Annotated in this window: 23 protein-coding genes; 5 read left to right on the top strand and 18 right to left on the bottom strand. The window is 44.7% G+C overall.

The window, feature by feature from the left end:
* Positions 1–15: 15 nt before the first annotated feature.
* On the top strand, positions 16–651 hold the full coding sequence (locus tag GQF01_RS34245) for a TerC family protein (RefSeq protein ID WP_161411799.1): 636 nt from the start codon (positions 16–18) through the stop codon (positions 649–651).
* A 15-nt stretch (positions 652–666) separates the two neighbouring features.
* Here GQF01_RS34245 and GQF01_RS34250 read toward each other — a convergent pair whose 3' ends face one another.
* Positions 667–2,214, bottom strand: a complete 1,548-nt coding sequence (locus GQF01_RS34250) for an SAM-dependent methyltransferase (protein WP_161411800.1) — start codon at positions 2,212–2,214, stop codon at positions 667–669.
* Positions 2,215–2,363: 149 nt separating this feature from the next.
* Between GQF01_RS34250 and GQF01_RS34255 the strand changes: the two genes are divergently transcribed.
* Positions 2,364–3,248 (top strand): alpha/beta fold hydrolase, encoded by an 885-nt coding sequence (locus GQF01_RS34255; RefSeq protein WP_161411801.1) that lies wholly within the window; start codon positions 2,364–2,366, stop codon positions 3,246–3,248.
* Here the strand turns inward: GQF01_RS34255 and GQF01_RS34260 are convergent.
* The 4 genes from GQF01_RS34260 to GQF01_RS34275 all read right to left on the bottom strand — a co-directional run bounded on the left by GQF01_RS34260 (position 3,245) and on the right by GQF01_RS34275 (position 6,397).
* A complete protein-coding gene (locus GQF01_RS34260; RefSeq protein ID WP_161411802.1) occupies positions 3,245–4,618 on the bottom strand; it encodes a PDZ domain-containing protein in 1,374 nt (457 codons plus the stop codon). The two genes, GQF01_RS34255 and GQF01_RS34260, sit on opposite strands and share 4 nt — an antisense overlap.
* A gap of 74 nt (positions 4,619–4,692) precedes the next feature.
* Complete coding sequence (gene hisA, locus GQF01_RS34265; RefSeq protein WP_161411803.1) at positions 4,693–5,451, bottom strand: phosphoribosylformimino-5-aminoimidazole carboxamide ribotide isomerase; 759 nt, start codon at positions 5,449–5,451, stop codon at positions 4,693–4,695.
* A gap of 150 nt (positions 5,452–5,601) precedes the next feature.
* Positions 5,602–6,081, bottom strand: coding sequence for a hypothetical protein (locus tag GQF01_RS34270; RefSeq protein ID WP_161411804.1), 480 nt, complete (start codon positions 6,079–6,081; stop codon positions 5,602–5,604).
* Positions 6,082–6,088: 7 nt separating this feature from the next.
* Positions 6,089–6,397, bottom strand: coding sequence for a hypothetical protein (locus tag GQF01_RS34275; RefSeq protein WP_161411805.1), 309 nt, complete (start codon positions 6,395–6,397; stop codon positions 6,089–6,091).
* 107 nt (positions 6,398–6,504) lie between these two features.
* Between GQF01_RS34275 and GQF01_RS34280 the strand changes: the two genes are divergently transcribed.
* A complete protein-coding gene (locus tag GQF01_RS34280; protein ID WP_161411806.1) occupies positions 6,505–6,804 on the top strand; it encodes a hypothetical protein in 300 nt (99 codons plus the stop codon).
* Between the two features lie 20 nt (positions 6,805–6,824).
* Here GQF01_RS34280 and GQF01_RS34285 read toward each other — a convergent pair whose 3' ends face one another.
* The 4 genes from GQF01_RS34285 to GQF01_RS34300 all read right to left on the bottom strand — a co-directional run bounded on the left by GQF01_RS34285 (position 6,825) and on the right by GQF01_RS34300 (position 10,779).
* Positions 6,825–7,046 carry a hypothetical protein gene (locus GQF01_RS34285; RefSeq protein ID WP_161411807.1) on the bottom strand — a complete coding sequence of 74 codons (222 nt, stop codon included), beginning with the start codon at positions 7,044–7,046 and terminating at the stop codon, positions 6,825–6,827.
* Positions 7,047–7,138: 92 nt separating this feature from the next.
* Positions 7,139–8,194, bottom strand: a complete 1,056-nt coding sequence (locus GQF01_RS34290; RefSeq protein ID WP_161411808.1) for a YheC/YheD family endospore coat-associated protein — start codon at positions 8,192–8,194, stop codon at positions 7,139–7,141.
* Between the two features lie 189 nt (positions 8,195–8,383).
* Positions 8,384–8,818 (bottom strand): NUDIX hydrolase, encoded by a 435-nt coding sequence (locus GQF01_RS34295; protein ID WP_161411809.1) that lies wholly within the window; start codon positions 8,816–8,818, stop codon positions 8,384–8,386.
* Positions 8,819–8,856: 38 nt separating this feature from the next.
* Positions 8,857–10,779, bottom strand: coding sequence for a DUF2334 domain-containing protein (locus tag GQF01_RS34300; RefSeq protein ID WP_161411810.1), 1,923 nt, complete (start codon positions 10,777–10,779; stop codon positions 8,857–8,859).
* 730 nt (positions 10,780–11,509) lie between these two features.
* Between GQF01_RS34300 and GQF01_RS34305 the strand changes: the two genes are divergently transcribed.
* Positions 11,510–12,406 (top strand): YitT family protein, encoded by an 897-nt coding sequence (locus GQF01_RS34305; protein WP_161411811.1) that lies wholly within the window; start codon positions 11,510–11,512, stop codon positions 12,404–12,406.
* 47 nt (positions 12,407–12,453) lie between these two features.
* Here the strand turns inward: GQF01_RS34305 and GQF01_RS34310 are convergent, their stop codons facing one another.
* The 3 genes from GQF01_RS34310 to GQF01_RS34320 form a co-directional block, all read right to left on the bottom strand.
* The gene (locus tag GQF01_RS34310; protein WP_161411812.1) at positions 12,454–13,488 is read right to left on the bottom strand and encodes a Gfo/Idh/MocA family protein; all 1,035 of its coding nucleotides are present in this window, start codon (positions 13,486–13,488) and stop codon (positions 12,454–12,456) included.
* Between the two features lie 209 nt (positions 13,489–13,697).
* Complete coding sequence (locus GQF01_RS34315) at positions 13,698–13,967, bottom strand: HPr family phosphocarrier protein (protein ID WP_161411813.1); 270 nt, start codon at positions 13,965–13,967, stop codon at positions 13,698–13,700.
* A 49-nt stretch (positions 13,968–14,016) separates the two neighbouring features.
* Positions 14,017–14,664 carry a serine/threonine-protein kinase gene (locus tag GQF01_RS34320; RefSeq protein ID WP_161411814.1) on the bottom strand — a complete coding sequence of 216 codons (648 nt, stop codon included), beginning with the start codon at positions 14,662–14,664 and terminating at the stop codon, positions 14,017–14,019.
* A 245-nt stretch (positions 14,665–14,909) separates the two neighbouring features.
* Here GQF01_RS34320 and GQF01_RS34325 point away from each other — a divergent pair, with 245 nt between their 5' ends.
* Complete coding sequence (locus GQF01_RS34325) at positions 14,910–15,800, top strand: cation diffusion facilitator family transporter (protein WP_161411815.1); 891 nt, start codon at positions 14,910–14,912, stop codon at positions 15,798–15,800.
* Positions 15,801–15,877: 77 nt separating this feature from the next.
* Here GQF01_RS34325 and msrB read toward each other — a convergent pair whose 3' ends face one another.
* The 6 genes from msrB to GQF01_RS34355 all read right to left on the bottom strand — a co-directional run bounded on the left by msrB (position 15,878) and on the right by GQF01_RS34355 (position 20,620).
* A complete protein-coding gene (gene msrB / locus GQF01_RS34330) occupies positions 15,878–16,861 on the bottom strand; it encodes a peptide-methionine (R)-S-oxide reductase MsrB (protein WP_161411816.1) in 984 nt (327 codons plus the stop codon).
* Between the two features lie 113 nt (positions 16,862–16,974).
* Positions 16,975–17,907, bottom strand: coding sequence for a manganese-dependent inorganic pyrophosphatase (locus GQF01_RS34335; RefSeq protein WP_161411817.1), 933 nt, complete (start codon positions 17,905–17,907; stop codon positions 16,975–16,977).
* A gap of 124 nt (positions 17,908–18,031) precedes the next feature.
* Positions 18,032–18,406 carry a GIY-YIG nuclease family protein gene (locus tag GQF01_RS34340; RefSeq protein ID WP_161411818.1) on the bottom strand — a complete coding sequence of 125 codons (375 nt, stop codon included), beginning with the start codon at positions 18,404–18,406 and terminating at the stop codon, positions 18,032–18,034.
* 10 nt (positions 18,407–18,416) lie between these two features.
* Positions 18,417–19,172, bottom strand: coding sequence for a DUF2087 domain-containing protein (locus GQF01_RS34345; protein WP_161411819.1), 756 nt, complete (start codon positions 19,170–19,172; stop codon positions 18,417–18,419).
* Positions 19,173–19,290: 118 nt separating this feature from the next.
* Positions 19,291–19,719 (bottom strand): DUF6157 family protein, encoded by a 429-nt coding sequence (locus GQF01_RS34350; protein WP_161412112.1) that lies wholly within the window; start codon positions 19,717–19,719, stop codon positions 19,291–19,293.
* A gap of 55 nt (positions 19,720–19,774) precedes the next feature.
* Positions 19,775–20,620 (bottom strand): HAD family hydrolase, encoded by an 846-nt coding sequence (locus GQF01_RS34355; RefSeq protein WP_161411820.1) that lies wholly within the window; start codon positions 20,618–20,620, stop codon positions 19,775–19,777.
* Positions 20,621–20,675: the final 55 nt, after the last annotated feature.

Below are 20,675 nucleotides of genomic sequence, written 5' to 3' on the forward strand. Positions count from 1 at the left end.
AAAGGAAGCGTTTAGATGCAGAATTGGTTTATTATTTTCATATACAATTTATTTACCAACGTCGATAACGCCATTATGATTCAAAATTCACTGAACAGATACAGCCTGAGAAGTAAATTCAGATTTTACCTTCTAGGTCTTTTATGCCTGCTCCGCATCATCTATATCGCTTGTGTCCAGTCTTGGTATCGAATTCCTTACATGAACATAGCGACTGCCGCCATTATGTTGTTTTTTGCTATACGGATGGTATTGCCTAAGAATCAAATGAGAAAACATTTCTCCTTATTATGGATTTTCACCAGCATAGCTTCTTTAGATTTAGTCATGGGAATTGACAGTATTCTGCTATCAGCCAGGCTCTCGGATAATGTAGCATTTATCGCAACAGGCGTGCTCCCGGCCTTATTTCTTCTATTCTTTTTTTCCTCCAAAATGGAAGAGTTTTTCTTCAAAATGCCTTGGTTGGAAATCGTCATAGCCGGACTATTAGCGCAACTCGCTGTTCTGCAAATAAAAAAAGAACCAGGTATCCTGCTGCTGCTTCAAGAGGAATGGTTCGATTTGGTTGGTATCATCGCGATGTGCTTGATTTGCGGTGTGGGTTGGTTTAATTATTTGAGAAGCCGATCATTTCCACTCTCAAAATGATTCATCCATGCTTTTCTACTCTTCAAGCTCCAATAGAGATATAGCGCCTTCGTGCTCTGAGGCAAGCTTCAATGTGAGCCCTGCGTAACGCCTGGCAGCTTCAACATCCCCGACCTCATAATAGCAGATCGCCCTGTCATAGAGAACATCTGGGTTGAGATGATAAGCATCTTCTGTTTTTTCAAAAAAGGTGCTAGCATCCTGATACATCTCCATCTGATACAGAAGCGCTGCGCACTCCAAAGCCATTTCATGTTGTTCCTTCATCGGGTAGTACCCTTCCCACATCTGATAAATCCCTAGACGTAGATCGGAGTAAACTCCTTCCTCACACATCGGCAGCTGCTCCTTTAGCCGGCTTGCAAATTGCAGCAAGAACTGAGCATCATACCCGGATAATCGCCAAAAGGAAAGGAATTGTGGCACCTCCAGTTGATCTAGGTACCCATCGAGCCATTCTTTGATGGTGATGAAATCATCAGGGCCATAACGCTCGATAAATCGCCGATAGGCTAACCGAGTGTTTCCATATCCAGCTGGATTAGACAGCATTAACATGCAGCCAATGTTGAGGTGGTGATAAGGATGCTGTGTAAACAGACACAGCGCCCCTCTCTGCTCCCAAACATCGTTCAGAGCATGATAGTTCGCTGTTAACGAGAAACTGCCGTGGTGGATCAGCTGCGGCGGCTCACTGTACTCCCAGCTTTCCAAGCGATGGTCTCCTTTGTCCGCAGTAAGCAGGACAAATCCTTCCCTCGAAAGCAGGTTCAGCCGTTCCAGACATTGCAAGCCAATGACGGGGAATAGAACATGAGAATCTTCCAACTTTTCAGTGTATTGCGCAATAACATGGCTGTAAGCATACGATTCCTGCTCGTATTTTTCAGAAAGCCGATATTCATACTCGAGTGTTACGTCTTCCAACATTTCAGTGGCGCTACGACCAGCAGCTTTTCCTGAGAATTGCAGAGATACCAAGCAATCGTAGACGCGCTTATTATCCACATAGAGCAGTTCCTGCGGGATACTATCGAAAAAATAATTCGCGACAACCAGCAGTGGTTGCAGCAAGTCTCCCCTTCGGATACGGATGCCAGCCTCCGTTAAGTAGAGTTCGTCATCTTTCACTGCGTCGAACTGAGCAAAATCCAGAATTCCTTGCTCCACATAAGGGCGCAAGCTTGGATGCTGCTTCCAGAAGGCCAAGTTTTTGTGGGCCAAGTCCGTCATGACATAGCGAAAACCGGGTAGAGACATTGGCGCCGCATAATCCCTCATTGCGCACAATTCCTTCAGCACATGAAAGGCGAGTCGGCCAGAGCCCGCACCTAGTTCAACAATAGTAACAGGCTCAGTTACGCACCCTGATTGTGCTCGATCTTGTAGAAAACCAAATATTATCTCCGCATAGGAGGTAGCAATCATCGGATTACTTGTGATGTACTCGGGGACTTCGTTATTTTGCCATGCGCGTATACCCTGCTCTTCATAATAGGCTCGCTGCAGCTCCCAGATGGGAGATTCACTGAAGGGATGCCACTTCTGATCGTTCGTTACCATATATAGAACCTACTTTACTTAAATGTGGGTGAAAAACCATCCCCATCTTACCATAAATCCCCTATCCGAACATCTTGCCTAGATTTCATGGGCAAAAGTCCATTGTGGGCATATAGTATTACATCTTCTTTGAAAGGAAGTCTAACCTGATGCACACTTACGAAACTCCCCCCTATGCGCCTACCTATTGGCCGATCCCCTATCCTGGGCAAATACCATTTCCATCCAACAACTGGCCTTTTATGACGCCCTCTCCGTGGGAACAAGATGCTGAACCCGAATACCGTGAGAGGGAACAGCCCCTCACCTTCGTACTTATTCATGGCGCTTGGGCAGATGCCAGCTTCTGGGCAGGTGTTGCAGCTGAGCTTCGCAAAAAAGGCCATAACGTCTACGTCCCCGAATACCCAGGACATGGCGCTGACCCTAATAAGGCTGTCACTCATGGCATACTGTCAAAATCCATTGCGGATTATATCAAAACACATAATCTTACCAACATCATCCTGGTTGGCCACAGCTTCGGCGGGACCTTGGTGCAAAAAGTAGCAGAGCTAGTCCCAGATCGCCTAAGAAGGCTAGTATTTATTAACGCTTTTGTATTAAAAGATGGCGAAAGGCTGGTTGATGAGTTTCCTCCGCCTGTGCAAGCTATGTTTGAGCAGCTTAGGAAAAGCTCGAAGGATGATACGATCATGCTGCCATTTCCCGTATATAGAGAACAATTCTCGAATTTGGGAAGCCTTCCACAGGTCCAGTCTCTCTATAATAAAACTTCGCCTGAACCTGCAGGACCTTCCTATGAAAAGCTGGATCTGAAGAAATTTTACAGTCTAACTGTTCCTAGAAGTTATGTGCACTTAACAGATGATACCGTACTGCCAATTGGGAATCCCGAGTATGGATGGCATCCGCATATGTCAAACCGTTTGGGCTTATTCAGGCTCATCCAAGCGCCGGGCGATCATATGACAACGATTCAATTTGAACCCAAACGAATCGCCCGTAAATTGTACGAAGCCGCGAGAGACTAAGGACAAGAAAGCTGTCCAGTTGTTTGTTTTGGGTGTTCTTTTAGCCATTTCATCATATCGTCCAGCGTTCGGACGGGTACGATCTGCAGGCTAGGAGCCCCTTTCTTCGCTTCGGACTCATTCGCAACGGGAACGAAGAAAACATCAGCATTCGTTCTGCTAATGGTATACGCCTTCTGTTCTAATCCCCCTACCGGGCCAATTGAACCGTCTGGTTCCATAGTTCCCGTACCTGCCACATGATTGCCGTAGGTTACCCCGCATGGTGTAAGCTGGTCAACCAAGGTTAGCGCCAGCATAGCACCATGGGAAGGCCCGCCTTCATGCAATAAATAATCATGATAATTCACAAGGATCGGAAGATCATATTGCACTTCGTTGGCTACTTGGATGCCGAAGGCTGCACGACTCGCATCATCAGGATTCGGACGTGTTTTCGCTTGCACATTGACCTGCTTGCCGCCGCGCAGTACGGTCAGAGACACTTGATCACCAGGCTTGACCGTTTTCATGCGCTCAGTGAGTTCTTCAAGTGTAGTAACGGTTTGTCCCTTCACTTGTTGGATCACATCTCCAAGCTGAATCTGGCCGCTGGCTGGGCTGTCCTTGAGGATGGCTGTGATGCGAACTCCGCTCGAGGAGATTCCCTTCCCTTTGCCCACCTTCTGAAAAGCAATGGCGCTTCCTGCGGCGTTCGCATCAGCCTTCATGAGCCGTACTTCTTGATTGTATTCACCAAGTGTCATCCCTAAATTTTCGACTTCAAACGAATACTTCGCAAACAGCTTTGCATAAACCCAGTCGATAGGGAAAGCAGGACGCTCAAACACCAGCACGCCAGAAATATCGCCATGCACATTGCCTTCACTTGTGTGTGCATATCGGTTCATGTTCAGCGTCAAGCCCGGATAAGTAACCAAATACTTCGTTGGCCAAAACATCACCAGCATCAAACACACCGTTATAGCAAAAAGACTTATACTCTTCATTGGCAGCTTGCGTCTTATGCGTTCATGCACGAATAAGTCTACAAAAACCAGTAACCAGGTCAAAATAAATGCCCCAGCTGAATACTCCAGCTTTTTCGGTACTGTTAATAAAATGATGACACACGCCAAGCCTGCCGCGATTATGGACACCGCTCTAACCCACATCCAGCCCCGTCTGTGCGACCTTAAGTGGATGAGCGAACCAGCAATCCAAATCAATGGAATGAGCATCAAGACATAGATGAGTTCGTCAATTACATCAATCCAGTAGATCGTAGAGCCCAGCCGCAATGGGTCCGGGAGCCAGATTAATTCCCCGATTACAACCAAGAACAGCGTCAGAACCATAGCCGAATAGTACAACTTTTGCCAAAGTGCCATCCTATGCATCCTTTCCTATGTAAAAAAGTAGCTGACGCTCTCTTTCGGAGAGTTCGCTACTTTTCATTTCAATTTCATTGCTCTTTCATGTACGCGACAACTTGATCATACGATAGCTTGCCACCGAATATATCAAGCGCACTGCCAATCGTAATATCCAGCTTTCCAGCAGATAATTGTTTGAATAACGCGATGTCCTCGAACGATCTCGCTCCACCTGCATAGGTTGTGGGGATCGTAACCCATTCCGCAAGCGTGCTCACGAGACTCTGCTGAATACCGCTTTGCTTGCCTTCAACATCGACCGCATGAACAAGAAACTCATCACAGTATTGCTCCAGAAACCGAATATTAGCTTCATTCAGTTCAAAATCACTTACTAACTTCCATTGGTTGGTCGCAACGAACCACTTGCCGTCCTTCTCTTTGCAGCTTAGATCAATGACTAACCGTTTCTTCCCAACCTCAGCTACTATTTTATCCAAATTTTCCTGATTAAGTTGTCCGTCTCGGAAAATGTAGGATGTCACAATGACATGGGAGGCGCCGCGGTCCAAATAATACTTGGCATTCTCTGCGTGAATTCCGCCACCAATTTGTAAACCGCCTGGATATTCCTGAAGCGCGCTAACGGCTTCATCCTGGTTCCCATCCCCAAGCATAATGACATGTCCGCCTACTAATTGATCTTTTTTGAACATGGCGGCATAATACTTAGAGTCAAATGAAGATACAAAATTTTCAATAATAGCTTTTCCCTCTGTGCCTAACGTTTCACCAACAATTTGTTTCACTTTCCCGCTATGTAGATCGATGCATGGCCGAAATTCCAATGTCTTTACCCCCACTATCCGCAATTGTTGCTAACTTGATTTGTCATTTATTATAGCACATTCTACCAGGGAAGAACCTAGGTCGTCTCTCAAAATAGAAAAGACCTTCCCCTAATGTCTGGGATGGCCTGTCTCTTATATGTACTTAACTCATTGCTTAATAAATCCTTCTTCTGCCATATACTCTTCAACTTCTTCGTATGTTTCAAAAGCGCAGTCCAAATTACTACCGGCATAGACATACCAAAGATCTTCTACGAAAGTTACGGCAAGAGCATGACCATCTTCATCTGTCCACAGCTCTTCCTCTGACGATTCCGGCTTTGGTTGCGCCACGATCGCTGTATTCACCGTATTCGTTAAGGACAGGATGGACTTCTGTATGATGTCACGAAGCTCTTCCGCGCTAAAATCGCGAATATTAATTAACCCTTTGCTATCGGTTGCATACACCTTCACATATTCCGCATATACAAATCCGTTGCCGTTTGGGTGCAAGTGGTATACAACAATCTTCTTATCATAGCTGCTTTCTTCATAATGAAAATTAATGCGTCCCAGAGAAACATCCTTGCGATGCAACTCGGGAAATGATTCCACAATCGCTAACTTTTCTTCTAAACTGAGCATTCGTCAATTACTCCATCACTTGAATTTTAAATACGTTCTCCAATTTACCTTCTGATCTTTTTTTCAAAGGAACTTTGATATCTCGACCAAGCTCTTTGAAAAAGGTGTCAACATCACATTGTACATTGCTAAGAACAACCTTAAATGAACCGTCCTGGACAATGTTTTGATTGGCCTCTTCCGGAACGTTAACATCTACGGCATATTTCTTCGTCAATGTATTCATATATCGACTAAAAATTTCGATTAATTCCTCGTTGTTAAAATTCTCAATTACCAGCTTACCTTTGTTCGTAAAATTCAGATGAACTTTCAATTTTTGTGCCCCTTTTCCATGAACCATTGATGTATTGTATAATTATAACACACTTTTATATATTCTAAGCCTTAACATAAAAAATAAACAGTAGGACGGAGTTCAACATGGCATTTGGCATAAAAAGAGATGAGCTTTATCGGTGGAAAGACGCCGTCAGCCGCGGTGAAATCGCCTTTTTAACCCACTATTGGCTTGATGATCGATTTGCTGGCGTAACGACCGTAACGAAGGTTGGCTGCTCAAATTTGGAACGTTTAACCAATTGGTGTGTGTCACATGGTCTCGATCCGACATATATTCACCACAGCCCCTCTTATCCACATTACGACCTTTTTGGTTCCATCCAGAAGAAAATATTAGTACTTGAACAGCAATGGGAACAAATTGAAAGATTTCACCTATAAAAGGAAAACCTCCAAAATCGTTATTTCACGGTTTTTGGAGGTTTTTTTTCATCAGATTGTTGGATTACCTGTCTTAACCTTGTCTCGAACCGATTAATAGCCACAATTGAAAACTCACCGAACAATAAAATTTTCGTTTTTACAGGCCCAGGGAATGCCGGATGGTTGATTTCCAAATCATCATTCAGCTCGTTGTACCAGGGCAATAAATTCATTTTAATGACTAACACTCTATTTTTCACTATCAAACTCCACCTTTACAGCGCTATAATAATAGTTTATTCTCCTTATACTGCTAGTGTACTAGTTGAATTCTCCATTTCTAGATGGGGGATTAACCCCTTTTATTTAATAGGTATTTCGCATACAAAAGTGGTGTCTCATACGTCTTATAGAACGAATCATCCATCTTCAGTTGCTTGAACTCGTACCTCTGGTCCCTCCCATTTGCCTCGATAAACCAGATGTGTCCCGTCAGGTCGACGCCAATATCTAATCCTATATCCGCCATATGCGGTAATCGGTTGCCCAATGTTTCAGCTAATTTTAGGGAGAGCTGCTCAACCGCTTCTTTCATCCGCTGAGGCTGAAACCCGCTGCGTTGAAATAAGAGTTCACACGCCCAAGCTTCTCCGCCTATGCCCAGATTGGTAACCTGCCTGCCCTTGGCGGCAACCTTCCCTGCAATCCCATTGACTTGCCACTTGCCCTTTGCTCCACGCTGCACAGAAACTCTTAAATCGTAGGGCCTGCCTTGATGCATGGCTAATATAATAGCTTGTTGAATGAGATAGGTTTGTTTTCCAACCTTTGTTTGGATAAATGCCAGTGCTTGTTCCCGGCTCAACTCCTTAGGCTCTTTATTGCTCCAATACACTTCCCAAGTGTCATACTCTAACTTCGAAAGCTTGATAATCCCTTTGCCTAAGGAACTGCTTGTCGGTTTAACGAAGAAATCTGTGAATCGTTCCATAGCCTCCAGTACATGCGCGCGAGAATACGCTAAAGTCGCTGGGAGGTGCGCCCGCAGGGACTCCTTCGTATATAAAAGCTTATGAATAAGCAGCTTATCATATCGATTTTGACGATTGAAGACATGACTCGAAGCCGCAAGATGTTTCAATTTCTTAAGCATATAGGGTGAAAGCGATAAAGTACGGTTATGGATGACTTTGGGATATGGAAGACGAAGAAGACGGTAGCTTTTGTTCTCATAACATAGACCAAGGGCTGACTTCCCGCTCGTTTCCTGCAGGCAAATATAAAAAAGCGTTATACCAAGTTTCTCAGCCGCTTGATTATACAGGTCAATTTGTTCATACCCGGTCTGTTTGCTCTGAATACCTAAGTACGTTTTTCGATCCAAAAGAATGCCCACTATATTGCGCATATGAACACCTCCACCAAAAAGTCATCAATAACACTGTATGCATTTGCTTCCTTTCTGGTCCGAAAGAACAGCATTCATGCGCCTTTTTTCACATAAACGACGACAAGAAGCAGGAAGCTGGATACAGCAAAAAAGCTTAGATAGATCCATGTTTGGGATCCGACTAAGCTTTTTATTTTGCCAATGAACTTATTTCCAACCTATACTTTCAAACCAAAGACCCTCTTGTTTATGCTCTATCGCAACTCGAATATAACTAACCATCTCACTTGGAAGCTCGCTTATTGGAAACCATTTCAATTGCTCACATTTCTCTGGTTCCATATTCGTGATCTCGCCTTTCCAAGCATGTGCTTTCAAAAAGAAATCCACCCATTCGGAAGTCGTATTTTTGCGATGCATCATTCCGATGATTTCCAGCTGTTCGGGCTCGATCTCCACCCCAGCTTCTTCCTTAGCTTCTCGGATCGCCGCAGCAACGACCTCTTCGTTGCCATCCATCCTGCCGGCAACTACGCTCCAATTGCCGTCTTGAAACCCGGTATTTTGCCGTTTTAACAATAAAACCTCATCATTTCGATAAAATAAAATGTGTACCGATCCATATAAAATAGGTGTTCGCATGGTGATCCTCCAAACTTTTCTTTCCGAATAAACCTATTTTATTTTACCTGATTGCTCTGAAACGATAAAGCGACATCTAAGAATCCATCTTCATTCCCATACATCGCGATATCCGCTTTTCCATTTCCATCAAAATCGGCAACAGATAACCGTCCGTTCATTTTTCCCCATGATCCAAAAATAGACAGCAGCTTATACGTATGATCCTCCGTTTGTTGATACACACGATTGGTTAAATTTCCGGAGTCCCAGCGGAGAATATCTTCTCTCCCATCGCCATTAAAATCGCCGAATCGAATGCTGCCGAGCTCATCTGGAATATCGAGCTCTACTTTACCCAGTTTCCACTGCATACTCGTCTGATCCAGTTCAAACTCCACGCCTTGCGAGGTATTCTCTTTAAATAACATCAGTTTCTGCTGATCTTGGTTAAGTAAATTCCGCACGATTAAATCACGGGATGCGCTTGACTTGAACGTATAAGGTTTAATGATTTTAACTTCATTCCCGTGCAAATATAGGCCGAGAAGTTTGCTTCGATCCTGCGATTGACCAGCTAGGATACAGTCCCCATTAGGCTGCCTTAGTTCATATAAATCGTGCCAACGATTCGCTGGAATCGGCCAAACCTGGCTGCGCTTGAAAGAATCTCCCGTTGATGCGTAAGCTTCAAGCTTACCGTTTGGACGCACGATCCAAAGTCCCTTTTTCTTCGCATCGATCCTGCTGTTAAGCGTAAAAGCCGAACCATCGGTATATGGAATCGATGCCCAAGAGCGAGGAGCAGGCTGACGGTCATTGCGCAGCTCCTTGTATTGCCCTTGAATAACTGACATGGCAGCAGATTTCTTATCCCATGTTACAATGTCCATCTGTTCGCTGCCGCTGACGTTCCCAATCTCAACCAACGCTGTTTTCGTGTTGCCAACCTTTACTCGTTCTGCCGGTGTAAACGGGACATAATCATGAATGGAATAGAAGGGATATCCCTTCATCTGAATTTGTGTAATCAACTTTTGAAGAACACTTTTATTCTCACCACTATATTGGTAAGCTGGAATGCCGTCGCGGACGACAGGGATGCCAAACTCATCAAGTTCAGGCTCCAAATAACTGAATTCCAAAAAAGGATGATAAAAGAAAGAATAAATGCGTTCTGCTATCCCTAATTGATTCAGTATAAATTTCTCATCTTTCCCCATTGGAATATAGGAAAGCGTCGTCGGTACATATACGCTGCCAAGTGAGGCACTTCCGTAACCTTTGTTCACGATATTTTCATATCTCGCCACTGGCGGGTTGGGATCAATTGTAACATCGGGTTGATACAGGAGACCAAAATAAGAACGGAATACCTTATCCTGTTCAGGAGCTGTATGGTAATGCGGCGCTTCCCAGAAATGAGGCGTGATGCCGGCTTTACGGAATCGTCCCCATCCTTCTTTGACCCGACTCTCCGCAAATGCTGTGGTCGTCGTCTCTGGCAAATCGCTGACATTAAACTCATTGCCAACTCCGGAAGCATGCTGACCATCATTCCGGTGCACTTCTCCCGCTTGATGCGTATAACCGTGCATGCCAATAGTTCCTCGATGCTCAGAAGCCTCTGTAATCACCTTATTAAATGCTTGAATATAAGTATCATCCAATTGATCGATGGATTTATCGTATCGAGTACCGTCTTCTGTTATATTTATCCAACGCGGAATCACAGCCATAGCGAACTGTACGTGTTTCTCGTCCAAATAACCCAGAACCGCCCTTAATTTGCCGAGTCCCTCAAGAGAGCTATAGTAACCGCCGGGTCCAATGTCTTCCAATCGGAACATCATGAACCGCGGATTGTTATCAGCCCCTTCGACCGTCATCATATGATATAACCCGAGAAATAGGCCACAAGACACTAGGCCGGCAATCCCATACCGCAACCAAGTATTTTTGTGCAGTAACCTTTTAATCAAACAAATTCCCCCCACGGAAGCTGAACCTCTGATGCTAGTTGGCTACGAAAATGATCTTCTTTGGATATGAATTGGTTGTGCCAAGCTTCAATTCCTCCAAAAAAAATGATGAATTTTCGAACAAAAACAATCTGTATGCGCTTACAAAAATTGTAAATTAACAAAGCCACTTTTTAGCTTTGTCGGTTTTTGTCTCTCACCCCATTTTATCACCCCTTATATGAATTGAAAATAAGAAATCAACCGCCAGGCGGTTTGACTCAGATAAGATGAAGTGCTACAATTCAAACAAATTTGATTGTAAGCTGCTCAAGGAGGGGATGACTCTTGCATCGATTTACGCGGCAACATCAATGGAAAATATTGGTCTGGATCATTCTCGGTTTATTTATATTTCCTTTAACTCCGCCAATTTCCCATCATTTTTCATCAGATACAGAAATACTTGTTCTCGCCAACACCACGCAAGTTCTTTCGATTCAGGAGAATTTTCCTGTAAAAAAAACGATCTATTCACGCTTCGATAAGCTCCTATGGCCATATGATATTTATTCAAAATATGAAATTTCCATTTTCGTCATATTCATTGTTTATCTAGTCAAGAAAATTTGGCTTCGATTACAAACGATTCTTTTGTCATTCCTTAAATTCACCTCGGGTTACACGGGCCTCATCTTCCTATTTCATAAACGCTAAGTTTGAAATGAATGATGGAAAAGAGGAACCTATAATGTCTAACCCTATTCATGGAGCTGTACAAACAAGCTCCCAGCATCAAAAGTTGACCCGCCTCAAATTTTTACGCAGAGTCATGTTTATGATCATTGGATCTGCTCTAGTATCAGTCGCTTTAGAAATCTTTCTAGTCCCGAATAACATTATCGATGGCGGTATTGTCGGTATTTCAATCATTTTGTCGCATTTAACCCACTTCCCGTTAGGTATTTTTCTGGTGTTGTTAAATCTGCCATTTCTATTGATCGGTTATAAGCAGATTGGCAAAACCTTTGCCCTGTCTACGCTATTTTCCGTTATTTTAATGTCCATCGGAACGACCCTGCTCCATCCGGTTCAAGCGTTCACAATTGATCCTCTGTTAGCCGCAGTTTTCGGCGGTATCATACTGGGAATTGGCGTCGGCCTCGTTATCCGCTCTGGCGGTTCGCTGGATGGGACTGAAATCGTCGCGATCTTGTTTAGCAAAAAATCACCGTTTTCTGTTGGCGAAATCGTCATGTTTTTCAACTTCTTTATTCTCGGCAGCGCAGGTTTTGTTTTCGGATGGGATCATGCCATGTACTCGCTGATTGCGTATTACATTGCTTTCAAAATGATTGACATCACCATCGAAGGGCTGGATCAATCCAAATCGGTTTGGATTATCAGTGATGAGTTCAACAAAATCGGTGATTCCATCACCTCCCGTTTAGGCCGTGGCGTCACCTATCTCAAAGGCGAGGGTGCGTTCACCGGAGATGACAAGAAAGTTATCTTCAGTGTCATTACTCGGCTGGAAGAGGCCAAATTAAAATCCATCGTCGATGAGCTGGATCCCAAAGCTTTTCTAGCCATCGGGAATATTCACGATGTCAAAGGCGGCCGCTTCAAAAAGAAAGATATTCACTAAACATGGTAAAAGGGTTGAACAGGAAAACACCTGTTCAACCCTTTTTTTCAACTCCAGTAGCTTCTCAGATCGACCTTCTGGCCGCTCTTCGCACTGTCGATGGCCCCAAGTACCATCGCCATGCTCTTGATGTTATCGCGGCAATCCGTCTCCGCAGGACGTCCCTGCTCCAGCGCCGCGAACATCTCATCCAGGCAGCCAGCGTGACCGCTGCGGCCTTGCCAGTTCACTTCCGCGTCGATGCGCGTATACTCGCGGAGGAACTTGCCGGCTTGATCGCCGCCGGCCACAATCTCGGCGTACGGTGCACTCGCACCGTCCCAGATAGCACTGCCGGTCTCGCCCGTCACGCGCCATGACGCCTCCCAGGAGGTCGGCGCCCCTTCCGCGCACCAGGAACCGCGGTAACAAAACACCGTGCCGTCTGACATCTCATAGATGCAGATCGCAGAAGCATTCCCGGCGTACCAGGAGCCGGGAGGGTTAAATTCCTGGCAGTACACCGACACTGGGTCTGCCCCAGTAATCAAACGAGCCTGATCGAACGTATGGATCGCCATGTCCAGGATCAGCGGACTTTCCATCGCATCGCGGAAGCCCCCGAAATGCGGGCCGAGGAAGAAATCGGCCCCTACATACCCCACGCGGCCGATCGTGCCCGCTTGAATGAGCTCGCGCAGGGCGCGGATGTTCGCGTCATACCGCCTATTTTGCATGACGGAGAGCGATGCTCCCGCCTGCTCCACCTGCTGCACGAGCTCACGTGCTTCTGCCATGGTGGCGGCCATCGGCTTCTCGCCGAAGACGTTGCAGCCTTGGCGAAGCGCTGTCGTCGCAACGTGGAAATGGCTGGCCGGTATAGTGATGTCCAGCACCAGATTCGCGCCTGTCTCTCCAATCGCTTGTTCCAGATCTGTATAGATCCCGCATGTAAGGTGATAACGATCCGCCATGGCCTGAGCGAATTCCTTCTTGATATCAACTAACGCCACAATCGAGCAATCTTCCCGTTTTAATACGTAGTCCACCCAGACTTTTGCCATGCCTCCACAACCAACGATCACAATTTGATGCTTACTCATTTCCGTAGTCACGCTCCTCTATTGCGTCAATATAGACCTATTTTATCCCTTTTGTCTGGTACATGCTCTATCCAATCTTGCCGGATTATCGCCACATCTTGTCCTAACTTAACCGCTTACATCCCGTTTTCGTAAAAAGACGCCCTTCTGCACCTTCGAATTCCAAAACATTCGAGAGTGACAAAACAGGCGTCTTTATCATCATTTATTCATATTTTGCCATAGGATTCAAACAAGTCGAACATGAAGTGCATGGCTTCTTCCTCGTCCTTGCCCTTGGTTAATAAGCGCAGCATAGTTCCCGCTCTGATCGGTACCAACAGCATACCCAGTAAACTTTTCACATCGACACAATGCTTGGAATGATCATACTCAAAATCAATCGTAATGTCTGACATAAAATGAGAAGATTTAGCCGAAATCGCCGTTAAATCACTTCGCTGCAAATCAGCACCAAGCTCGAATTCATGTACTCTCATAGACGCGCCTTCCTTATGTTTAAAATTTAGGAAATCTCATCTCTACCACTTAGATTGTACCACGAGTTCGGCGGAATTTCTTCCATTTCCGATAACTTCGCCGCACAACATTCAATGCGAAATTAGGAATAGGCATTTTACGAACCCACGAATAATAGAATCGGTCATAAGCGTTCTTCAAATCATCCCACATCGGACAATATTCCTGTTTCATGAAATCCGAAACGTCTACGACTAATCCTCGGCCATCCTTCATCATCACATTTTTCCCATGAACATCATGTGGATTTAGGCCTCTATTTACCGCATAAGCTAATGCTTCATCTATATCCTGAATTACCTGTCTGGGGATCGGAAGACCTCGCTGCAGACATTTATATAGCGTAACACCCGTTAATCGGCGCAGAACTAAGTAATTTTCCCCGGCGTGTAAACATTCGGAATAAGCAGGATGCTTGCCTAGTCGTCGATAGACTTCTGTTTCTTCCTCGATTCCTGGCCTGCCAGGGGCGTACACCTTCACAACGAGATCAGAATAATTGGGATGCATAAGTACCGCAGCATAGTTACCTGAACCAAGCAATTTCCACGGCTTCGGAATATAATGAACTACGATAGGATCGTAGGGTTGTTTACTGTATATCTCTAATTGCGGTAATAATTGATGTTCGATTTCGAGCAACCAAGGCTTTAACATGATCTCTTTAGACTTCCTTCCCCCACCAATACATGCCTCTCCAAGCGCATCTGATTCGTGGTTTGTTAATTTCTGCTATGTGTGGTATTATACAAAGATATTTGTGTAAAGTGAAGTGTTGATTATGCGCCTATTGATATTTACTAGATTCCTATATAAATCAAAAAATCCCTTGTCCTAAGCAGCGCCTTAGGTCAAGGGATTTTTTTTCCTTCGGGAAACACTTCTGCAGGAGGTCATCATTAATGACTGGAGACAACAAATCATCCGTTTTCGCGATTTGGTTATCGCTGATCAGCAACATTTTTCTCACCATCATGAAGATTATTATTGGGTTATGGTTCCAAAGTGAAGTTTTACTTGCCGATGGACTCCATAATGCTGGCGATATTATCGCCACAATCGCAGCCCTTAGCGCCATGCGCATTTCCAAACTACCAGCCGATGAGGACCACCCTTATGGCCATGGCAAAGCCGAGGTGCTTGGTTCTGGATTTGTCGCTTTTGTCTTACTCATTGCTGCTCTTTATATTGGCTATCATTCTACTATTGCCTTATTTCATGAGCCTCAATCCCCGAGCTGGGTCGCTTTTACCGCTGCTATTATTTCAACCGTTTGGAAATATGTGCTCTATAAATACACCATGCGAATTGGTGTTAGCACGAGCAGCAAGGGGCTGATCGCGACTGCGAAAGATCACTTAGCGGATGTCTACGCCTCACTCGCCGCAGTTGTTGGTATTGGTCTTGCTTTTGTCGGGGGAGCCTATGATATTGCGTGGTTAGCCTTTGGCGATGCGGCGGCGGGAATTATCGTCTCGTTGCTCGTTCTACGATTAGCCGTGGAAATGGGCAAAGAATCCTTCGATATTTTGATGGAGAAAACGGTTGATCAAGAGAAACTGCACCAATACACCTTACTCATCGAATCGGTGCCTCAAGTAAAACGAATAGACCGTATTCGCGCTCGCGAACATGGTCATTACATTCTAGTAGACGCTAGAGTATCCATTCCTGGTGAACTAACCGTTCAAGAAGGGCACGATATTACCCGTGTAATCAAAAAATCAATCATGGACCATCACGCTGATGTTGATGAGGTTCTCATCCACTTGAATCCCTGGTATGAGGATTAGAGCAGTACGCATACAAGCAAAAAGACGCTAATCAGGCACTTAACCTGACTGGCGTCTTTTCACTTAAACGGTAGTAGTTACTTGCCTTCAAAGAAACGAAGATAGGCTCCATATCCTTCTTTTTCCATATCCGCTAGCGGAACGAAACGAAGCGCAGCCGAATTAATGCAGTATCTGAGTCTAGTTGGTCCTGGACCATCGTTAAATACGTGGCCCAAATGTGAATCCGCTTCTTGACTGCGGACTTCGGTTCGAACCATGAAATGGCTCGTGTCCGTCTTCTCTTTCACGGTGCCTTCGAATACCGGCTTCGTGAAGCTAGGCCATCCACAGCCCGAATCGAATTTATCAATGGATGTAAACAGCGGTTCGCCTGAAACGATGTCTACATACAATCCTTTTTCATGCGAGTCCCAGAATTCATTCTCAAAAGGGCGTTCTGTCGCGCTATTCTGTGTAACTTCAAATTGCAGCGGAGTAAGCTTAGCCTTGCGCTCCTCTTTATCTTTAGCTGTGTTCCAATGTTTTTGGATAAATGAATCACGCCCAGAGCCTTTGCGATATGCTTTGTAGCGCAGCGGATTTTTGTGATGATAATCCTGGTGATAGTCTTCTCCAGGGTAGAAAGCATCCGCATCGATACGCACGATTTCCGTTACGATCGGAGCGTTGAAACGTCCGCTTTCTTGCAACGCTTGCTTGGAAGCTTCCGCGTCCAGTTTCTGCTGATCTGTATGGGCAAAAATCGCTGTGCGATAAGATGAACCACGGTCATGGAACTGGCCGCCAGCATCTGTAGGGTCGATTTGGCGCCAATACGTATCCAATAATTTATTGTACGAAAAAAGTTCGGGATCAAATGTAATTTGGACGGCTTCGGCATGGCCTGTTGTTTCCGAGCATACCTCTTCATACGTTGGATTACTTGTATGGCCGCCTATATAACCAGATACGACGGACACAATTCCTGGCAGCTGGTCGAACGGCGTAACCATGCACCAGAAGCATCCCCCGGCAAATGTTGCCTTCTCATACTTGCTTTGTTGAACGTTAGTTTCCATCTCTTTCTCCACCTCTTTCATTAGAAATCACTTCTATCATACCAAAAATTTGCGCGATAACCAAAAAGACACCGCCCACTTGCGTGACGATGCCTTCGTATGCCATTTTGAGCTTACAGATTGTTGAAAATGTCCGTAAGAACTGGAACGATTTGAGATTTACGGGAAACTACGCCTTTAAGAATTGCTTTGTTATCTGCAAGTGTTACCTTGTACGCTTTTTCAACCGCTTCAGCTTTGCGTCCAAGTGCAAGGCCCACGGAATCATTGTTGAGAATATCTGTAACAACGAACAGGAACAAATCAAGGTTTTTCTCGCCAATGATTGTGTTAAGTGCAGCTTCGATTTCGGCTTGCTGCGCAAGCACATCATTCACATCCACTGCGTTAACTTGTGCGATTTCAACTTTGTAGCTGCCCATTTGGAACTCTTTTGCGTCCAGGGAGATCAATTGTGCAACGGTTTTGTCGCTTAGATCCGCACCGGCTTTCAGCATGTTAAGACCATATACTTCAGCATCTACGCCAGCAATAGCTGCAAGCTCACGAGCTGCGGCAACGTCTTGCTCTGTGCAGGTTGGGGATTTGAACAACAAGGAATCTGAAATGATAGCAGAAAGCATCAAACCTGCGATGTCCTTATCGATGGAAACGCCGTTTTCTTTGTACAGTTTATTCAAAATTGTTGCTGTGCAGCCTACTGGCTCTGCACGATAGTATAGCGGGTGGCTAGTTTCAAAATTGGCAATACGATGATGGTCGATAACTTCCACTACACGCACTTGATCAATATCCGTAGCGCTTTGCTGACGCTCAACATGGTCAACCAAGATCACATTCGCCGCTTCATTCGCAACCGTTTCAACTTGACGTGGTGCAGCGACTTTAAATGTATCTAAAGCAAACTGTGTTTCGCCATTCACGCTTCCTAGACGAACGGCTTCAACCTCTTGGCCAAGCTTCGTTTTCAGTGCTGCATAAGCAATTGCTGAAGTGATTGAATCAGTGTCCGGATTTTTATGTCCGAAAATAAGTGTTTTTGACATCATAAGGCTCCTTATTAGTAAAAGTGTAGTAAGAGTTTTCAATCTCTACCTACGATTATACTAAAAAATCTCAGTAAATCCATTACTAAACCAAAGCTTAATAATGAAAGGTGAAATTAACGGATTATACAGGCTTTCGTTTGTTATAGCCGCGATCATCATATGGCTGCAGCTGCTCTAACCATTTGTCTTCCAACTTCTTTAAGGCGTCAGCCTCGTCGAAGTACCCTGTTTCCTTTATTTCAAGCACTTCCAATACCTCTATTTCAAAAACGCTGCTCCCAAACTCGTTTAAATCCAATTGTAAAGCACTATTCATGTGTTTGCCCATATCAAGCTGCATTCGCTTGCCGTTCAAGGAACGCAAATTTTTCGTACTCGAGATCAATCGCTTATCATTCACCGTATTGCGGATTTGAAACACGCCGGATTCCTTTTTGGTCTCTTTATACATTTGCTGCAGTTCTTGTCTCCGCTCATTTGATTCTCTTTTTGTCATATTCTCATCTTCATCCTTTCAACCAATATTGGCTGCCATCTGGTTCGCGGTCCAGGAAGCCATATTCAATAAGATACCTGCGGACTTTCACATAATCGTGAAACACCGGCTTTAACAACTCATTAACTTCTTTTTCTCCATAAAAGCGATCCTGTTCGAATCGTTTGGCGATCTCACGCAGAACAACAAACTTGTGTTTCTCTTGTTGCGAGAAGGAGGTAAGTTTGCCCGAAATGCCTTCTGGGAAATATTTTTTTATAATCTGCTCATACTCATCTTGTGTGACATTGTATCGTTCATCCACCATCGTAGCTGTCTTATGAATGTCTACAAAGGTTGGCGCATGCTGATCTTTTTCTTTCAATAGCTCCATCATCGTAAGAAAAACTTTTGCCTGCCGTTCTTTCTCCTTGAGTCCAAAGCGATGATTCCGAATGGTTGAGGCGCTGCCAATCCCGAGTTCCTGCTGAACCTCACGATCGTTCTTGCCTTCATAGAAAAGCTTCAGCAAACTATTCTGATGCTCAGTTAAGCCGGTGAGTTTCTTGTCCATTCCAATTAAATAATGGAAAACCGAAATATGCGCATGTTGGATATGCCATTTCATATAACGCTCTGCTTCATAGAGAACTCCACTTTCCGGATAGATAATCCCCGCTTCCGTCCGCTTGCCGCAAAGCAGACAGGTGTAGTATTCATTCTCCGTCACATAACCACGTTTCCACTCGTCGACTGAAGCCTGCCAAAACTTATCAGACACTTCCACAACAAACACTTCCTCGAATTGTTTAGTAATTCATAAACATTATATTATTTTGTTTATAAAAATGTCAACGTAACGTAAAAAAAGGGCAACCCTCGGTTACCCCATAAACCTATTAATCTCACCCGCGTGAACTGCGCATTGCAAATAAAAGCGTCGGCCCGTCTGGCTGGTGTGTCCCTGCTTCAACAAACTGCCGGTACGCCTCCGATTCCATCGGGTAGATCGCTATTCTACCTTCTTCATCGTAGTGAACACCCCAACCGTGCTTCTTCGGGAGCATAGACGCTCGTAGACAGGGGTGATTCTTAGCAAACAATTCCTCACGAATTTCTGCACCGTGCAGCTTGCTGTCTCTTTCTGGAATCTGTTTGTGCTGTAGATGTACGGCATAAATGAGCTCGCCTTGCGTGAATTTGTACGGGTTTTCTGACAAAAGTTCATATTGAATTCGGTGAGCTGTTTTGCTCTCTTTTTTCAGCGGCGGAACGACTCCCATTTCAACAGGACAATCTGCCGCAACTTGAATGAACGTATTCGTATAACTCATGTGCTCATCATTATAAGGCATTGGTTAACTCTCTCCTTTACGCCTATTTTTTCCATTATACACCCATTTTCAACCGAGCTTCCACATAGGCGGCGACGCCATCCTGATCATTGTTAGACACAACTTCATCTGCCATGCTCAAAATCTCAGAATGCGCATTCTCCACAGCAATTTTGCGACCAGCAGCGAGAAACATACCGACATCATTCAGGTTATCGCCAAATACCGTGATATTGCCGGGTGCACAACCAACGTGTTTTGCCCATAATAAGAGCCCTTCCTGCTTGTTCGCTTGCGGGTGGCTGAATTCCAGAAAATAATGATTCTCAATATAATTGTCTTTCATCATATGAACATGAACCTCAGAACCAAATACTCTAGTAACGGCCTGTTTAAGCGGCTCCAGCTCCTCCAGCAAACCAATATAGGTGATAATCAGCGTTCGTAAATGAGGCGGGCAGCTTAGCTCTTTCATTTCGCTGAATCTAGGATCATTCGGCCGACTTGCAGCAAATTGCAGATCCCCTGTTCTAAAAAGCTTTTCATGCAGGACCTTTTCCTGATCCTCATCGTCTAATGCGAATAAGAGAGGAACTAGCCCGCTTGCTTTGCCGATAGCAAAAATCGCTTCCGTTCGTTCCCGATCAAGAAAGTAACCGTCTAACACACGTTTGTGTGTTGGGTCAAATAACAAGGCCCCATTGTAAAGTACCAGCGGATATCGCCAAGGAATTTGGGAAACAACTACCGTTGAACTTTGATAACTCCTTGCAGTTGCGTAGCTGATCACCGTTCCTGCTTCTAAAGCATCCGTGATTACACGGACACTGTAACCCGATAAGGTGGCATTTGAGCGAAGCAAAGTTCCATCTAAATCCGTCAAATAATAACCGCTGTTCATCAAACAACCTCCTCGGATGGATTCACTTGACACTTCCCCCTCTGAATTGATAACC

The sequence above is a fragment of the Paenibacillus silvestris genome (assembly GCF_009882985.1).
Classification (GTDB): domain Bacteria; phylum Bacillota; class Bacilli; order Paenibacillales; family NBRC-103111; genus Paenibacillus_E; species Paenibacillus_E silvestris.

What these genes read in the sequence shown, in the direction of transcription:
- GQF01_RS34305 (WP_161411811.1), top strand. Translation starts at nt 11,510, where the DNA reads ATGTCTAACCCTATTCATGGAGCTGTACAAACAAGCTCCCAGCATCAA.
- GQF01_RS34245 (WP_161411799.1), top strand. Translation starts at nt 16, where the DNA reads ATGCAGAATTGGTTTATTATTTTCATATACAATTTATTTACCAACGTC.
- GQF01_RS34340 (WP_161411818.1), bottom strand. Translation starts at nt 18,406, where the DNA reads ATGACAAAAAGAGAATCAAATGAGCGGAGACAAGAACTGCAGCAAATG.
- GQF01_RS34270 (WP_161411804.1), bottom strand. Translation starts at nt 6,081, where the DNA reads ATGCTCAGTTTAGAAGAAAAGTTAGCGATTGTGGAATCATTTCCCGAG.
- GQF01_RS34295 (WP_161411809.1), bottom strand. Translation starts at nt 8,818, where the DNA reads ATGCGAACACCTATTTTATATGGATCGGTACACATTTTATTTTATCGA.
- GQF01_RS34260 (WP_161411802.1), bottom strand. Translation starts at nt 4,618, where the DNA reads ATGGCACTTTGGCAAAAGTTGTACTATTCGGCTATGGTTCTGACGCTG.
- GQF01_RS34250 (WP_161411800.1), bottom strand. Translation starts at nt 2,214, where the DNA reads ATGGTAACGAACGATCAGAAGTGGCATCCCTTCAGTGAATCTCCCATC.
- GQF01_RS34315 (WP_161411813.1), bottom strand. Translation starts at nt 13,967, where the DNA reads ATGAGAGTACATGAATTCGAGCTTGGTGCTGATTTGCAGCGAAGTGAT.
- msrB (WP_161411816.1), bottom strand. Translation starts at nt 16,861, where the DNA reads ATGGAAACTAACGTTCAACAAAGCAAGTATGAGAAGGCAACATTTGCC.
- GQF01_RS34355 (WP_161411820.1), bottom strand. Translation starts at nt 20,620, where the DNA reads ATGAACAGCGGTTATTATTTGACGGATTTAGATGGAACTTTGCTTCGC.
- GQF01_RS34350 (WP_161412112.1), bottom strand. Translation starts at nt 19,719, where the DNA reads ATGAGTTATACGAATACGTTCATTCAAGTTGCGGCAGATTGTCCTGTT.
- GQF01_RS34280 (WP_161411806.1), top strand. Translation starts at nt 6,505, where the DNA reads ATGGCATTTGGCATAAAAAGAGATGAGCTTTATCGGTGGAAAGACGCC.
- GQF01_RS34255 (WP_161411801.1), top strand. Translation starts at nt 2,364, where the DNA reads ATGCACACTTACGAAACTCCCCCCTATGCGCCTACCTATTGGCCGATC.
- GQF01_RS34325 (WP_161411815.1), top strand. Translation starts at nt 14,910, where the DNA reads ATGACTGGAGACAACAAATCATCCGTTTTCGCGATTTGGTTATCGCTG.
- GQF01_RS34310 (WP_161411812.1), bottom strand. Translation starts at nt 13,488, where the DNA reads ATGAGTAAGCATCAAATTGTGATCGTTGGTTGTGGAGGCATGGCAAAA.
- GQF01_RS34290 (WP_161411808.1), bottom strand. Translation starts at nt 8,194, where the DNA reads ATGCGCAATATAGTGGGCATTCTTTTGGATCGAAAAACGTACTTAGGT.
- GQF01_RS34335 (WP_161411817.1), bottom strand. Translation starts at nt 17,907, where the DNA reads ATGTCAAAAACACTTATTTTCGGACATAAAAATCCGGACACTGATTCA.
- GQF01_RS34320 (WP_161411814.1), bottom strand. Translation starts at nt 14,664, where the DNA reads ATGTTAAAGCCTTGGTTGCTCGAAATCGAACATCAATTATTACCGCAA.